Annotated in this window: 15 protein-coding genes; 8 read left to right on the top strand and 7 right to left on the bottom strand. The window is 43.9% G+C overall.

Features of this window, described 5'->3' with window-relative positions; translation table 11 throughout:
• On the top strand, positions 1 to 190 hold a 190-nt coding region (locus ELS82_RS26695), incomplete at its 5' end, for a hypothetical protein (RefSeq protein WP_208733140.1).
• Positions 191 to 482: 292 nt separating this feature from the next.
• Here ELS82_RS26695 and ELS82_RS05020 read toward each other — a convergent pair.
• Entirely contained in the window at positions 483 to 1,175 is a 693-nt protein-coding gene (locus ELS82_RS05020; protein ID WP_134834478.1) for a pseudouridine synthase, read from the bottom strand.
• Positions 1,176 to 1,464: 289 nt separating this feature from the next.
• Here ELS82_RS05020 and ELS82_RS05015 point away from each other — a divergent pair, with 289 nt between their 5' ends.
• Positions 1,465 to 3,690 carry an NADP-dependent isocitrate dehydrogenase gene (locus tag ELS82_RS05015; protein WP_134834477.1) on the top strand — a complete coding sequence of 742 codons (2,226 nt, stop codon included), beginning with the start codon at positions 1,465 to 1,467 and terminating at the stop codon, positions 3,688 to 3,690.
• Between the two features lie 163 nt (positions 3,691 to 3,853).
• Here the strand turns inward: ELS82_RS05015 and cspD are convergent, their stop codons facing one another.
• Positions 3,854 to 4,075 carry a cold shock domain-containing protein CspD gene (cspD, locus tag ELS82_RS05010; protein ID WP_134834476.1) on the bottom strand — a complete coding sequence of 74 codons (222 nt, stop codon included), beginning with the start codon at positions 4,073 to 4,075 and terminating at the stop codon, positions 3,854 to 3,856.
• A 462-nt stretch (positions 4,076 to 4,537) separates the two neighbouring features.
• Between cspD and clpS the strand changes: the two genes are divergently transcribed.
• Positions 4,538 to 4,858 (top strand): ATP-dependent Clp protease adapter ClpS, encoded by a 321-nt coding sequence (clpS, locus tag ELS82_RS05005; RefSeq protein WP_006879492.1) that lies wholly within the window; start codon positions 4,538 to 4,540, stop codon positions 4,856 to 4,858.
• Between the two features lie 41 nt (positions 4,859 to 4,899).
• Positions 4,900 to 7,170 carry an ATP-dependent Clp protease ATP-binding subunit ClpA gene (gene clpA, locus ELS82_RS05000; protein WP_134834475.1) on the top strand — a complete coding sequence of 757 codons (2,271 nt, stop codon included), beginning with the start codon at positions 4,900 to 4,902 and terminating at the stop codon, positions 7,168 to 7,170.
• 60 nt (positions 7,171 to 7,230) lie between these two features.
• Here clpA and ELS82_RS04995 read toward each other — a convergent pair whose 3' ends face one another.
• From ELS82_RS04995 to ELS82_RS04985, 3 genes are read right to left on the bottom strand one after another with little or no spacing between them, the layout of a single operon-like run.
• Complete coding sequence (locus ELS82_RS04995; protein ID WP_134834474.1) at positions 7,231 to 7,866, bottom strand: YdcF family protein; 636 nt, start codon at positions 7,864 to 7,866, stop codon at positions 7,231 to 7,233.
• 13 nt (positions 7,867 to 7,879) lie between these two features.
• Complete coding sequence (locus ELS82_RS04990) at positions 7,880 to 8,701, bottom strand: NAD(P)H-binding protein (protein WP_134834473.1); 822 nt, start codon at positions 8,699 to 8,701, stop codon at positions 7,880 to 7,882.
• Positions 8,698 to 9,585 carry a LysR family transcriptional regulator gene (locus ELS82_RS04985; RefSeq protein WP_134834472.1) on the bottom strand — a complete coding sequence of 296 codons (888 nt, stop codon included), beginning with the start codon at positions 9,583 to 9,585 and terminating at the stop codon, positions 8,698 to 8,700. Before ELS82_RS04985 ends, ELS82_RS04990 begins: the two co-directional genes overlap by 4 nt.
• Positions 9,586 to 9,675: 90 nt before the next feature.
• Between ELS82_RS04985 and ELS82_RS04980 the strand changes: the two genes are divergently transcribed.
• Entirely contained in the window at positions 9,676 to 10,104 is a 429-nt protein-coding gene (locus ELS82_RS04980; RefSeq protein ID WP_134834471.1) for a PACE efflux transporter, read from the top strand.
• An 83-nt stretch (positions 10,105 to 10,187) separates the two neighbouring features.
• Here ELS82_RS04980 and ELS82_RS04975 read toward each other — a convergent pair whose 3' ends face one another.
• Positions 10,188 to 10,421, bottom strand: coding sequence for a TIGR02647 family protein (locus ELS82_RS04975; protein WP_053438508.1), 234 nt, complete (start codon positions 10,419 to 10,421; stop codon positions 10,188 to 10,190).
• A gap of 499 nt (positions 10,422 to 10,920) precedes the next feature.
• Between ELS82_RS04975 and focA the strand changes: the two genes are divergently transcribed.
• Positions 10,921 to 11,763: a formate transporter FocA gene (gene focA / locus ELS82_RS04970; protein ID WP_134834487.1), complete on the top strand. Its 843-nt coding sequence runs from the start codon at positions 10,921 to 10,923 to the stop codon at positions 11,761 to 11,763.
• Positions 11,764 to 12,170: 407 nt separating this feature from the next.
• On the opposite strand, the gene ELS82_RS04960 is transcribed toward focA, so the two are convergent.
• The gene (locus ELS82_RS04960) at positions 12,171 to 12,956 is read right to left on the bottom strand and encodes an ABC transporter permease (RefSeq protein WP_134834469.1); all 786 of its coding nucleotides are present in this window, start codon (positions 12,954 to 12,956) and stop codon (positions 12,171 to 12,173) included.
• Between the two features lie 440 nt (positions 12,957 to 13,396).
• On the opposite strand from ELS82_RS04960, the gene torE reads away from it, so the two are divergent.
• Together torE and torC are read left to right on the top strand one after the other, a co-directional pair.
• Complete coding sequence (torE, locus tag ELS82_RS04955) at positions 13,397 to 13,576, top strand: trimethylamine N-oxide reductase system protein TorE (RefSeq protein WP_004413423.1); 180 nt, start codon at positions 13,397 to 13,399, stop codon at positions 13,574 to 13,576.
• A 49-nt stretch (positions 13,577 to 13,625) separates the two neighbouring features.
• Positions 13,626 to 14,810, top strand: a complete 1,185-nt coding sequence (torC, locus tag ELS82_RS04950; protein WP_004413424.1) for a pentaheme c-type cytochrome TorC — start codon at positions 13,626 to 13,628, stop codon at positions 14,808 to 14,810.
• The last annotated feature ends 25 nt before the right edge of the window (positions 14,811 to 14,835 follow it).

Raw genomic sequence — 14,835 nt, 5'->3', positions numbered from 1 at the left:
AAGCTCAAGCAAATGCGAGAAAGCGTCAGCCATTTCATTTTACCAGACAAAAGAAAGGACCGAACGTTTCCACGTTCAGTCCTCTTTGTTCCGGCCAAATATCCGTTTAGGTATAAGCGTTAGCGCTTATCCGAATGGCATTACTTCAAATGAAGCGGCTTTTTTGTGTCTGGAAGTCCACACTGTGTAGCGTCATTCCATAGAGTGACGAAGGAGCGAGTAGGGAATCTCCAAAGRTTTTCGACTTRCTGYAAGAGATCCCCAACTCACTCGTCCCTCGTTCTCGGGGATGACAGCTAATTATTTCTGTCATTCCATAGAGTGACGCAGGAGCGAGTAGGGAATCTCCAAAGGTTTTCGACTTACTGCAAGAGATCCCCAACTCACTCGTCCCTCGTTCTYGGGGATGACAGCTAATTATTTCTGTCATTCCTTAGACCGAAGAATGAGGGAGTAAGGAATCTCTATAGATGTTCGACTATCTAAAACTCAACCTCTTTCCATTCACCAGGCTGCAAGTCACCTAACGTCACATCACCCATCGAAAAGCGAATCAAACGCAGGGTAGGGAAGCCTATATTGGCCGTCATACGACGTACTTGACGGTTACGTCCTTCAACAATCGTAATCGCTAACCATGTGGTTGGAATGTTCGCGCGAAAACGTACCGGTGGGTTACGTTCCCACACAGAAGGTTCATCCATTACTTCAACTTTTGCAGGCAGAGTCATGCCATCTTTAAGCTCGACGCCGTTACGTAACTTGTTGAGATCTTCTTCGCTTGGCGCACCATCCACTTGTACCCAATAGGTTTTTGGCGATTTAGAGCTCGGCTGAGTTAAACGTGCCTGCAAGATGCCATCGTTAGTTAGCACCATTAAACCTTCACTGTCTCGGTCTAATCTGCCTGCAGCATAGATATCTTTGACTGGAATATAGTCAGCAAGTGTTTTTCTACCCTCACCATCCGTAAATTGGCTTAAGGTGTCAAATGGCTTGTTAAACACCACCACCTTACGATCTTCTGGAGCGATTTTAGGTTTATTTTTTATAGGCTTACGTCGTTGTCGGGATGAAGAGCTATTGACGTTATTTTGATTATTTTTACGTTTAAAACCCGATTGATGCTTTTTGGATGGCGATGAGGATGAGTCACGGCGTGAGCGTGGTGACATGTTAACTACCTTGCAAAAATGTAAATAAAGTGTGGGTGAAAGTATCTAAAGAATGCGATTTGAGCTATCATTTGCGCGCCCAAAAACAGGATTGTTGAACAAGATAATAGACTATTATCGTGTTTTTGTTTAATTATAACTAATCGCTCTCAAGGATGTCGTACTTAAACGACGAAAACAAAAGAGACGGATAAATCGCAACAAGTGAGGGGATTATTCATAACTTGTTAGCGTTCACACACACAGGGCCACATACCAAGCGGTCCGGTTAGAACAATAGGGAAATTTCATGCCTACAGAAAAACCTACAATTATTTACACTATTACTGATGAAGCACCTGCGCTAGCGACATATTCACTACTACCGATTATTCAGTCGTTTACTGCTTCTTCAGGCATCAATGTTGACACTCGTGATATCTCTCTAGCTGGGCGCATTATTGCTAACTTCCCAGAGCACCTAACTGACGAGCAACGCATTGGTGATGCACTTGCAGAACTAGGTGAACTAGCAAAAACTCCAGAAGCAAACATCATCAAACTGCCAAACATCTCGGCGTCTGTCCCTCAGCTAAAAGCAGCAATTAAAGAGCTTCAAGATAAAGGCTTCAACCTACCAAACTACCCTGAAGAGCCAAGCACGTACGAAGAAGAAGCGATCAAAGCAACGTACGACAAAATTAAAGGTAGTGCGGTAAACCCAGTGCTACGTGAAGGTAACTCTGACCGTCGTGCGCCTCTATCTGTTAAGAACTATGCGAAGAAGAACCCGCACTCAATGGGCGCATGGTCTGCAGACTCTAAATCACACGTTTCTAGCATGACTGGTAACGACTTCTTCGGTAGTGAAAAATCGCACACGGTTGCAGGCGCAACTGACGTTAAGATTGAATTCGTTGCTGCTGACGGCGCAGTGAAAGAGCTAAAAGCTGCTTTCCCTCTACAAGACAAAGAAATCATCGACTGTTCAGTAATGAACAAGAAAGCACTAGTTGAGTTCTTTGAAGCGCAAATCGCTGAAGCGAAAGAGCAAGACGTTCTTCTGTCACTTCATATGAAAGCGACCATGATGAAAGTCTCTGATCCAGTGATCTTTGGTCACGCGGTTAAGGTTTACTACAAAGATGTATTTGCGAAATACGGCGAGCTGTTTGACAAGCTAGGTGTTGACGTAAACAACGGTATTGGTGACGTTTACGCGAAGATTCAATCACTACCAGCAGCGCAAAAAGAAGAAATTGAAGCGGCGCTTCTAGCGGTTTACGAAACTCAGCCACCGCTAGCGATGGTTGATTCAGATCGTGGTATTACTAACCTACACGTACCAAGTGACATCATCGTTGACGCGTCTATGCCAGCGATGCTGCGTTCATCTGGTCAAATGTGGGGCCCAGATGGCAAGCAAAAAGATACTAAAGCGATGATCCCTGATCGTAGCTACGCAGGTATCTACCAAGCAGTTATCGACTTCTGTAAAGAGAACGGTGCGTTCAACCCAACAACTATGGGTAGTGTGCCAAACGTAGGCCTAATGGCTCAAAAAGCAGAAGAGTACGGCTCACACGACAAGACATTCATGCTAGATGCGTCTGGCACAGTACGTGTTGTTGATGCGTCAGGTGCAGTACTACTTGAGCAATCAGTAGAGGAAGGCGACATCTTCCGTATGTGTCAGGTGAAAGATGCGCCAATCCAAGATTGGGTTAAGCTTGCAGTAACACGCGCTCGTGCAACAGGTGTTCCAGCAGTATTCTGGCTAGATGAAAACCGTGCACACGATGCTCAGCTAATCAAGAAAGTAAACGCATACCTTCCACAGCACGATACTTCTGGCCTAGAAATCAAGATCCTTGCTCCACTTGAAGCGTGTCAGTTCTCGCTAGTTCGCATTAAAGAAGGTCAAGACACTATCTCAGTAACAGGTAATGTACTACGTGACTACCTAACTGACTTGTTCCCAATCCTAGAACTAGGTACATCGGCGAAGATGCTTTCTATCGTTCCGCTAATGAACGGTGGTGGTCTATTTGAAACGGGTGCTGGTGGTTCTGCTCCTAAGCACGTTCAACAAGTAGAAAAAGAAAACCACTTACGTTGGGATTCTCTTGGTGAGTTCCTTGCACTAGCGGCATCACTAGAGCATCTAAGCACAGTCGCGGGTAATGCTAAAGCGCAAGTACTTGCTGATGCACTAGATAAAGCAACGGGTGATTTCCTAGACAACAACAAGTCGCCATCGCGTCGTGTTGGTGAGCTAGACAACCGTGGTAGCCACTACTACCTAGCGACTTACTGGGCGCAAGCTCTTGCAGCGCAAACAGCAGATGCTGAACTAGCCGCTGAGTTTGCTCCAATTGCTGAAGCACTTGCTTCAAACGAAGAGAAGATTGTTGCTGAGTTAAATGATGCGCAAGGTGTTGCGGGTGAACTGGGCGGTTACTATGCGCCAGTATTTGAAAAAGCGGCACCATTGATGCGTCCAAGCGCTACGCTAAACGACATCATCAATGCGTAATCATGCTTGATTGATAGATAAAACAAACCCGCCGAAAGGCGGGTTTTTTTATGATCTTTACAACTGATATAAAAGAGTTTGTTATACCAATCTGGATAAGTAAGTGATTTTTACGAATGAAGGATCATTTACGTATTGAGGTTGGTATCTATTATGGCAGCGATTATTTTGCGGGTTGAGCTTCTACAGGTACCACAGAGCTGGCGTGATAGCCTTTAGGTCCTTCTTCCACTTCAAAGTTAACTTGTTGACCCGCTTTCAGAGTACGGTATCCATCCATTTTGATTGTCGAATAGTGCGCGAACACATCTCCATCTTCTCCTTCTGAACAGATAAAACCAAATCCTTTGGCGTTGTTAAACCATTTTACTGTACCTGTAGCCATGCTATACATCCCTCATGCATTTTGTTACTGACGTTGTTTAGGTGTTTACGTTGTTTCCTTGTAAACAGAAAGTGAATTTCCATTCAGCCGCTGCCAAATTTTCAGTCACTATTTGACCAATGTAGCTAATGATGAGGCGCAGTCAATAGGAAAAAGGTATTAAGGTCTACATATTTACAAACAATTCACTTTTGAGATTTACATTTTTGTTACTAATGAATGGTCACTTCCTAGGCATTAATTGATTTGACGAATGGTTTTTGGTTTCTTTTTTATCAATTAGATAGATGTAGTCGTTTGATAGAAATCTTTTATTTGCAGCGACTCAAATGCTGCATTAGTCTCTAAGTAAGAACAAAATTTTTTTGTCGCATTTTGTTCGTAATAGTAAGAGCTAAATTCAAAACTTTCGCTTCATGAAGTGGTAAAATTAAAAAAGTTCAACATCAACATCGAAAAGCCATGAGCAAACATTTTGAATGGGTTACTCCAGATTCTGATCTACTGGAGTTAGAGAAAACCAAAGTAAAGCCACCGTCCATGTATAACGTTGTACTTAACAACGATGACTACACCCCAATGGACTTTGTGATTGAAATCCTAGAACGTTTTTTTTCTATGGATATCGACAAAGCGACGCAAGTGATGCTCCAGGTGCATTATGAAGGCAAGGCAATTTGTGGCACGTATACTGCAGAAGTTGCTGAGACTAAGGTAGCGCAAGTTACCATGTATTCTAAAGAGAATGAGCATCCTTTGCTTTGTACAATGGAACAAGCCTAACGCTTGTTTGAGCAACTTAGTTGTTCTTAAAGGAGGTACTTATGCTGAATAAAGAATTAGAGTCGAGTCTGAATGGCGCATTTGCTCGCGCAAGAGACAAACGACATGAGTTTATGACTGTCGAGCACCTCCTGTTAGCATTGTTGGAAAACGATGCCGCGAGAGAAGCCCTGCAAGCCTGCCAAGCGGATATTGACGCCTTGCGCAGTGAACTAGACATATTCATCGATCAAACAACCCCACTTATTCCAGAAAATGACGAAACACGTGAAACTCAACCAACCTTGAGCTTCCAACGTGTACTTCAACGCGCCGTTTTTCATGTTCAGTCTTCTGGGCGTAGCGAAGTGACCGGTGCTAACGTATTAGTCGCGATATTCAGTGAGCAAGAATCTCATGCTGCTTACCTGCTAAAGAAAAACGATATAAGCCGTTTAGATATTGTGAACTTTATCTCTCATGGCATAACTAAAGCGTCTAGTTCCGATGAAGACGCGGGTTCCTCAGGTTCATTTGGTAGTGAAGCTGTGGGAGAAAACAGCTCCGAAGATCGCCTAGAGAGCTTTGCCACCAATTTGAATCAAATTGCAAAGCAAGGGCAGATCGATCCACTTATTGGCCGTGATAAAGAGCTCGAACGTACGATTCAAGTTCTATGTCGCCGTCGTAAAAACAACCCACTGCTTGTCGGTGAAGCAGGTGTCGGTAAAACGGCAATTGCTGAAGGTCTGGCTTGGCGTATTGTTGAAGGGCAAGTGCCTGACATTATCGCTGATAGCGTGATTTATTCACTCGACATCGGTTCTTTGCTGGCAGGTACTAAGTACCGTGGTGATTTCGAGAAGCGCTTTAAAGCGATCTTGAAACAGCTAGAGAAAGAAGACGATGCAATCCTGTTCATTGATGAAATTCATACCATCATCGGTGCGGGTGCTGCGTCGGGCGGTCAGGTTGATGCTGCTAACCTAATTAAGCCACTGTTAAGTAGCGGTAAGCTGCGTTGTATTGGTTCAACGACCTACCAAGAATACAGCACGATTTTTGAGAAAGAACGCGCATTGTCTCGTCGTTTCCAAAAAATTGATGTGGTTGAACCATCACTTGATGACACCACTAAAATCTTGATTGGTCTGAAGCCGAAATACGAAGCGCACCACGAGGTTCGTTACACCAATAAAGCACTACGTGCTGCGGTAGAGCTGTCAGCGAAATACATCAACGAGCGTCACTTGCCGGATAAGGCGATCGACGTGATTGATGAAGCGGGTGCTCGCAGCCGTTTAGCACCAGCGAGTCGTCGTAAGAAGACTGTCGGTGTTGCAGACATTGAAGCTATGGTCGCTAAAATGGCGCGTATTCCTGAGAAATCCGTTTCTTCTTCAGACAAAGAGATTCTGCAGAATCTTGATGAGAAGATGAAGATGCTGGTATTTGGTCAAGATGATGCGATTGATGTACTAAGTGAAGCGATCAAGCTAACTCGTGCGGGCCTAGGCGCTGACCACAAGCCAGTTGGTTCATTCCTATTTGCTGGCCCTACCGGGGTTGGTAAAACAGAAGTGACCGTTCAGCTTTCTAAGTTGCTGGGTATTGAGTTGCTTCGTTTTGATATGTCTGAGTATGGCGAACGTCACTCTGTAAGCCGATTGATTGGTGCGCCTCCGGGTTACGTTGGCTACGATCAAGGTGGTCTACTGACAGATGCGGTTATCAAGCATCCTCACTCTGTTGTTCTACTCGATGAGATTGAGAAAGCGCACCCAGATATCTTCAACCTGCTTCTTCAGGTGATGGATAACGGTACGCTAACAGACAACAATGGTCGTAAAGCGGACTTCCGCAATGTGATCCTTGTGATGACCACCAACGCGGGTGTTCAGGAAACGGAGAAGAAATCGATCGGCCTGATCCAGCAAGATCACAGCCATGACGCGATGTCAGTGATCAAGAAAGTGTTCACACCGGAGTTCCGTAACCGTCTTGATAATATCATTTGGTTCAACAGCTTAGATGAGCATGTTATTCATCAAGTGGTTGATAAGTTCATTGTTGAACTACAAGCTCAACTTGATGCGCGTGGCGTCTCACTTGAAGTCTCAGATGATGCTCGCCATTGGTTAGCTCTGAAAGGCTACGATAAAGCAATGGGTGCCCGTCCAATGGGACGAGCGATTCAAGAGCAGCTTAAGAAGCCGCTGGCGAATGAACTGTTGTTTGGTTCGTTAGTTGATGGGGGTACGGTGAAAGTGAATCTGAAAGATGATGAACTGAAATTCGAGTATCTCAGTGAGAAAGAAGCTGCGATTCATTAAGATGTAACGATATGAGAAAGCCAGAGCAACTGCTCTGGCTTTTTTTATTAGTTACTAAAGCTATTCAAAGTAGGGCTTAACGGCTTGATAGGAATCCTCAACCGATTGAGGGATCACTTGTTCGGTTTGAAATCCAAGCTGCGGGTACTCTTTAATTCGTTGAAAATCACCGAGCATTGCGCTGATCGTTGTTTCAATATCAATCTCATCATTGAAATAGTCGCAGAATGAAAGCTTAGGGGAGGTGACACAGGCAAGTTGATATGGACTTGGCCATTGCTTTTCAAACGTGGCTAAAGTGCGTCTTTCCATATAAGGCTTTTGCACCAAGATAAATGAATTGACGTCGATGCTTCGCTCTATAAGCAGTTGGTGCGTGAATCGAACGTTCTCACCAGTATTGGTCGCTTGGTTTTCAATGATGATCGCGTGATGAGGCACCCCCATTGTTTGAGCGATAGCGGCAAAGGTTTCTGCTTCGCTACGTTCAAATGTTCCTTGCGTTAATCGACCGACGCCACCGGAAAAGATCAGCCAATCTGCCCAGCCTTGTAAGTATAAATTCGCAGCGTGCTCTGCTACTCGTATGTCATTGCTGCCCAGTACAAAAATACAGTCTGATTTTTCTAATTGATGATCGAGCTGCATATAGTCCCAAAGGTGTTCGATATGCTGGTAGAGCTTCTTGTTACTCATCCAGTGTTCCTTCTTAAAGCATTTCTAACGTATGTTGGAAATGAAAATGGTATCCCAACTGTATCAATCGATCGGCTACGATGCGTTTGTCAGGTGTTGCTGTGATAGGAGGAAGCGGGTCATTGCTGCCAGATTGTTCGAGAGCCGCCTGATAAAACTCCGCCTTGCTGACGGTATTGGGTGTGGTGGCATTCACGACTACGTTGGCTGTGTTTAAGGCGACGAAGCATGTTGCACCGATAGCATCGTGCAAATGGAGCATATTGGCTGGGGCCTGATTACTAACTTGTTTTAGTTTGGAGACAAACCGGGCCGGGTTTCTGTCAGGGCCGATAAGACCACTGCAGCGAACAACGCCGTAGCCTAAACCGGAATCAATCAGATATTGCTCTGCTTGGAGCATCACTTTGGCGTTGTCGGTAAAGTCGACACTAGATTGAGCCAAAGCTAACGTTGCTTGGTCCTCTCTCATCTCTTGGGCGATATTTGGATAAACCGTGGTTGAGCTGACCATAACCAAGCGCGCCACGCCAACTTGTTGGCATATCTGGGTCAGCTTGTTCCAGTGATGAGCATACTCGTCGCCTTTGCCCTTCCTAAAGCCGGGTGGGAAACAACCAATGACGATATCTGGACTAAGCGCTTTGAGTGACTGTGTCAGTACGGAGATATCTTGATTCAGATCGAACTCAAATCCATTCAAGTGTTTTTCAGTGAGCTCTTTGACACCCAGTACAGTAGTGCGACTTACGGAGACTTTATGGCCAAGGTTTTCGAGACATTGTGCGAGTGGTTGTCCTAACCAACCGCCACCGATAATGGTTATCTGTTTCACGACGATTTCCCTAATAGTTGTCTTAATTCAGAGCGTAGATACGCATGGATGGGGTGAGAGCTAAACGCTGGGTGCTGAATAATATCGACGTTTGCATGCCAGCTTAAATTTTCAAACTCTGCAGGTAGACGTACGATGCCACTCTCTTTGAGCCCATAATTGGCAATATGTTTTGGTAGTACGCCCCAACCAAATCCTTTCTGTACCAACTCTCTTAACATGTAGTAATTATCAGCATACCAAATGTCAGGGCTATAGGCTTTTTGAAAGCTACTGGTCTTGCTATTTTTTGACCTGACCAACAGCTGGCGGTGCAATATCAGTTGGTCAATATTACTGACCTTGTGTTTGGTAAGAGGGTGATTAGCGCCGACATAAACATCAAACTCAATACTTCCGACAGACTCAAAGTCTAAGCCCGCAGGTAAGGATACCTCGGAGAACATTACTCCTGTCGTTGCTCTTTTCGACTCAACCAGTTCGATCACATCTACGCTGGAGGCGGAAAGAAATTCGAATGTTACGCCAGGAAATTTCTCTGCGACATGTTCGATGACGCTAGAAAGGTTATCCATAGGAATGCCTTCGTCCACCGCTAAGCTTAATTGTGTCGACTCATCGTTGGCTATCTGGGTGATGCTTTGGCGCAATCGGTAATGCTGCTGTAGTAAAGCGTGCGCATGAGGTAACAGCTTCTCCCCGTTGGTAGTGAGCTTTGGATAACGGGATGAACGATCAAATAGTTCCAGTCCGCTGTCGATCTCAAGGTTCATAATGTGTTGGCTAATTGCCGATTGCACCTTGTTTAGCGACCTTGCCGCCGCCGAAAAGGACCCTTGTTCGACCGTGGCAACAAACGCTTCTAGCTGTTCAATACTAAACATATCACTTTTACTGATGGTATCTAATTATATTGCATCTTTAATATAGATGATAATGGCTGCATCGACTATGACATTGATTGGAAAATTGAAATGAACAAGCAAGAGAGAATATTTCACGCAGTAGTATTTGAAGCGTTGGCGTTAGCGATGATCGTGCCAGTTTCAGCGTTAATCACAGGCAAAGGCACCAGTGACTTAGCGTTTGTCGGTATTGGACTCAGCCTGTTTACTGTGGTTTGGAACTACTACTACAACCTGATGTTTGATCGCGTGTTTGGCCAAGACAGAGAAAACCGTTCATTGAAAATGCGTATTGGGCATACTGCCGGGTTTGAAGGAGGGCTTATCTTTATCACCGTTCCTTCCATTGCATGGTTTTTGCAAATCACAATTGGCCAAGCTTTATTGCTAGAAGCTGGTTTTTTGGTGTTTTTCTTCTTTTATGCGACCGCATTTAACTGGGGCTATGATCGTATTCAGCCATATCAGCGTTGGATTCAGAATCAAAGAGTGTCGTAATTGAATGGAATAGGGGAAGTACGACAAAGGGGATAAGAGCTTGGTAGGACACCAAGCTCTGATTTAGCTGTAATCGGAGTCGCTTAGCTAGACAGTACTCTTAGAATTTTATCTGCGTGTTCTGCGATTTCGATACCTTCATCAGTCAGGTAACCACCATCTGGTAACGTGCATAGGCCCTTCTCATAAAGACGCTGGACTGCCGCCTGCATTTCTTCGGACGCATCATGATGAACTTTAATACCCGTTGCAGCGCTGCTGATATCAAATTGAAGCAGAAGGTTAAGTTCAGACATATATTCAGGCGTAAGTTTCATATTTAATTCCTTCATAGAAAGTACTTATCTCAACTTAATCAGGATGTTGGAAATCAGCAACTTTATCCATTGAGAAATGTTAGCCATCCCTTACTTTCTAGAAAAGAATCAGGCGATTTGGTGTCTGAATAACCGAATGCCAACAGATTAGACCCAAATCAAAGATTAATCAGAACTACGCTGTTGGGGGATGGTTATTCACTTTTAATAGCGAAACTGCATATTAAATCAGGTTATTATGAATAATCAGCCTAAAGTGACTGTGAGATACAGAAATTTACACCTGTATATCTATAAGCTCATGAATTTTAAAGGGTAATGTTTAAATCTAAGAGGTCTGTTTATCTAATTTTAGCAGCGTGTTTTGATTCAATTAGCGAAAGTTTCCTTAAGATTAAAAACATTTTGTTCAACGCAACCAATTAGCGCTTGAATTTGATCACAAATCACGTAATTATCCGCGGCCAATAACCCACATGTTGCAAAATGTTTCGTAATGATAAATCTAAACCAGTTTGATTCTTTACTTCCTCCTCAAATGGCAGAGCGTGCGGCGGAAATTGGCGTAGGCAAAGCAACCAAAGACCCAATGAAGTCTTTCTTATTGGCAATATCTGCTGGTATTCATATCGGTATTGCTTTCGTGTTCTACACCATAGTAACGACCGGCGCAGGTGACTTGCCGTGGGGCATCACACGCTTACTTGGCGGCTTAGCGTTTAGTTTAGGTTTGATCTTAGTGGTTGTAACTGGTGGTGAGCTTTTTACCAGTTCAGTACTGACACTGGTTGCCCGAGCGAGTGGCAAGATTACGTGGAAATGTTTATTTAAGAACTGGGCAGTGGTTTACGGCGGTAACTTAATCGGTGCACTGTTGCTTGTCGTTTGTATGCTGCTGACCAAACAATACATGTTTGATCACGGCCAAGTCGGCTTAAATGCGATGGCCATTTCTCAGCATAAAATGCATCACACTTTCTTATCTGCAGTGGCACTTGGTGTAATGTGTAATGTACTGGTTTGTGTTGCGGTGTGGATGACATTCAGTGGCCGTACATTGACAGACAAGATTGCAGTTATGATTTTACCCGTGGCAATGTTTGTTTCTGCTGGCTTCGAGCACTGTATTGCAAATATGTTCCAAGTTCCGATGGCGATTGGTATTAAGAACTTTGCCCCTGCTGAATTTTGGCAAATGACAGGCGCGAATATCGCAGACTACGCGGATCTGAACATGATCGATTTCATCACCCATAACCTAATTCCAGTGACGCTTGGTAATATCATTGGCGGTGGCGTGTTTGTCGGCATGTGGTATTGGCTAATCTACCTTCGCGACTAATTTAGACGTACAGAGATGATTCAAAAGACTCACTTAGGTGGGTCTTTTTTGTTTGTGGGGAAAGTTCGAACCCATCGAATGAAGCCAGTGGGGCAGGTGTGGTGATCAACCAATCATGAAGATCGGGTGAATTTGTCTTCACCACTCCGAATTCATTGCTGTCGACACTATTAGACATGGTCATTGCCTCTCTTTGTTCGCATTGTGAACACAATAGAAGAGGGGAATGACAAAATTATTACGTCTCACGAATTAATCGATATGCGCCTGAATGCAAAAGAAATTTTTGTTGACCTTAGTCGCTAAATCAGTACGCCAGATTGTTTGCGAAGTATCACCACGGTTATCCACAGAATCTGTGGATAAGATCTTTAATCCTTTGTTCATGGAACAAAAGATCTAGCAGATTACTGTGATCTAACCAAGATCTTTCCCTGATTATTGATGCAATTTCGTACCGTCAGTCGTAGTGAAAGTGTGATAGAAATGGACATCATGACGAAGATCGCCACCATGATCATGATCTGATATTTAATGGCGACAATTGGGCTCGCCCCCCCAAGAATTTGGCCTGTCATCATCCCTGGTAGCGTGACAAGTCCGCTGGTGGTCATTGTGGCTAGCGTCGGGGCGAGAGAGCGCTGAATGGCTTCTCTGACAAAAGGTAAAGTGGCGTACTCTTTAGATGCTCCTAATGAAATCGCCGCTTGATACTCTCCTTGTCTCTCTTCTAGAGCGCTAAAAAAGCTTTGTAATGAGACGATATTTCCACTCATTGAGTTACCAAGCAACATACCAGCTAATGGGACTAAATATTGCGCATTATAGAGTGGCGTAGGTTGTATGATGACGAGGGTAATAATAGATAAAACAGGTAAAAGGCCTAACAGTAGACCGATGACTACAGGCATGATCATAGGCTTTCTTGGCAGTTTTGCCTTGGAAATGATCGCACTAGCGCCAATCAACATCATCAGGGCAATCCAGACGATATTGATCATCAGACTGTTAAGGGTAAACAGGTACTCAAGGTAGACCCCCACCAACAACAATTGCAGTGTCATTCGACCAACACTCAGCAAGATTTCTTTACTGATTTTTAGTTGGTAGAGCCGACTAATGGCGAGAGGAATCGCTAATAAACTGAAAAATAAAGCTAATGTTAGCCAAGGTATATCGACCACACTTTCCATAAATCCTCCCAACAACAATCAGTGTATTGTACTGATTATTGACGTCGAGTCACCATGCCTTAGTTTTGAAAAAATGACGATTTATTACCTAGCCTTGAAACAACTTGGTTACAAATAGGCTAAAATTAGCACGTAATATCTGTGCCTCTAAAGTGGTAGATGTTACATTTGTTAAGTCAGTGTTGTGATGAATGGTGGATTTTTGCTGCTATTTGTCTGTTAACAATTGTTCATAAGATTTGGTTTATTTACACATAAAAATGTAATTAAACACAACTCTGGATGAGCTCAAAAAAGTGTTGAATAACAACGATTGATGGGTCGGAATTGATTGAACCCTACTTATAGTATGGTCTAACATTTCCGTCTAGAGATAGAAGAAAATTTAGCTCAATCATAAGAGCTAACCAAATAACACTAGATACAAAATAGGCAAATGTATGAGTGATGTTAATAAAATCGAGAGTGGTGAAAAACGCTCTTTGGAGTGGAAGTCATTCCTCTTCATCGCGGTCGTTCTCTTCCCTGTGTTGAGTGTGGCATTTGTTGGTGGTTACGGATTCCTTGTATGGGCAATGCAAGTGTTCTTCTTTGGACCTCCAGGTGCACACGGCATGTAAGCTGTGAGCTCATTTCCACATTTTTGAACAGATTTTAAGAGAGCAAACTATGAAATCATTTATCATCAAGCTGTGGCGTACAATGACGCGTCCTGCAGTTCATATCAGCCTTGGTGTGCTGACTATGGGCGGCTTTATTGCTGGTGTTATTTTCTGGGGTGGCTTTAACACAGCACTTGAAGCGACCAACACAGAAGAGTTCTGTATCAGCTGTCACACAATGCGTGATAACGTTTATGTAGAGCTACAAGAAACCGTTCACTGGAAAAACCACTCTGGTGTTCGTGCGACATGTCCTGACTGTCACGTACCACATAACTGGACTGACAAAATTGCACGTAAAATGCAGGCATCTAAAGAAGTATTCGCTCAAGTATTTGGTAACTACGATGAACCAGGTGTGTTTGAAGAGCGCCGTATCGAACTTGCTAAACACGAATGGGATCGTTTCTCTGCAAACAAATCTTTAGAGTGTAAAAACTGTCACAACTACGAATCTATGGATTTTGAGCAAATGTCTCCAACTGCTCGCATCCAAATGAAGCAAGCGGCTGAGAAAGATCAAAGCTGTGTTGACTGTCATAAAGGTATTGCACACAAACTTCCAGCTGGCATGGACAGCATCGGCGGTATCGTTGGCGATCTTGAAGGTCTAGCTTCGAACACCAAATACGATGTTGGTCAAACGCTAGTGAGCGTGCGCCACCTACCTATTTACTTCGATGCTGAAGGTAAAACTGAAGCAGGCCTACTAAACCCTGCGTCTTCAGTAACAGTGATTGCTGACAAAGGTGATTACGCTGAGATCGAAATTGACGGTTGGCGTAAAGCGAAAGGCTTTGGTCGTGTAATCCAAGAAGACTTTGGTAAGAACATTGCGGTTGCTTCTCTACTTAAAGAAGCGTCAACTGACAGCAACGTTGTTACAACTGGCGAGAAAAAAGTGGATGAGCTAACAGGTCTTCCATGGGAAAAAGTGGCGGCGAAAGTATGGATCAAGAAAGAATCTATGCTGAACGACATTACGCCTGTATGGGAAAAATCAGCTGAAGCATACAAAACTAACTGTTCAGTATGTCACACGCAGCCTGACGAAGCGCACTTCGATGCGAACACATGGCCTGGTATGTTTGACGGTATGCTTGCATTCGTTAACCTAGACACAGACAGTGAAGCACTGATCTTGAAGTACCTACAGAAGCACTCTTCAGATTATGCTGAAGGCCACCACTAATAAGCGTCGGATTGGAGTAAATTAA

Source organism: Vibrio ouci, from assembly GCF_004551525.1.
Lineage (GTDB): Bacteria > Pseudomonadota > Gammaproteobacteria > Enterobacterales > Vibrionaceae > Vibrio > Vibrio ouci.
The sequence above is the reverse complement of the archived record's forward strand: the minus strand, read 5'-3'. Positions and strand labels throughout refer to the sequence as shown.

What these genes read in the sequence shown, in the direction of transcription:
- ELS82_RS05020 (WP_134834478.1), bottom strand. Translation starts at nt 1,175, where the DNA reads ATGTCACCACGCTCACGCCGTGACTCATCCTCATCGCCATCCAAAAAG.
- ELS82_RS05015 (WP_134834477.1), top strand. Translation starts at nt 1,465, where the DNA reads ATGCCTACAGAAAAACCTACAATTATTTACACTATTACTGATGAAGCA.
- cspD (WP_134834476.1), bottom strand. Translation starts at nt 4,075, where the DNA reads ATGGCTACAGGTACAGTAAAATGGTTTAACAACGCCAAAGGATTTGGT.
- clpS (WP_006879492.1), top strand. Translation starts at nt 4,538, where the DNA reads ATGAGCAAACATTTTGAATGGGTTACTCCAGATTCTGATCTACTGGAG.
- clpA (WP_134834475.1), top strand. Translation starts at nt 4,900, where the DNA reads ATGCTGAATAAAGAATTAGAGTCGAGTCTGAATGGCGCATTTGCTCGC.
- ELS82_RS04995 (WP_134834474.1), bottom strand. Translation starts at nt 7,866, where the DNA reads ATGAGTAACAAGAAGCTCTACCAGCATATCGAACACCTTTGGGACTAT.
- ELS82_RS04985 (WP_134834472.1), bottom strand. Translation starts at nt 9,585, where the DNA reads ATGTTTAGTATTGAACAGCTAGAAGCGTTTGTTGCCACGGTCGAACAA.
- ELS82_RS04980 (WP_134834471.1), top strand. Translation starts at nt 9,676, where the DNA reads ATGAACAAGCAAGAGAGAATATTTCACGCAGTAGTATTTGAAGCGTTG.
- ELS82_RS04975 (WP_053438508.1), bottom strand. Translation starts at nt 10,421, where the DNA reads ATGAAACTTACGCCTGAATATATGTCTGAACTTAACCTTCTGCTTCAA.
- ELS82_RS04960 (WP_134834469.1), bottom strand. Translation starts at nt 12,956, where the DNA reads ATGGAAAGTGTGGTCGATATACCTTGGCTAACATTAGCTTTATTTTTC.
- torE (WP_004413423.1), top strand. Translation starts at nt 13,397, where the DNA reads ATGAGTGATGTTAATAAAATCGAGAGTGGTGAAAAACGCTCTTTGGAG.
- torC (WP_004413424.1), top strand. Translation starts at nt 13,626, where the DNA reads ATGAAATCATTTATCATCAAGCTGTGGCGTACAATGACGCGTCCTGCA.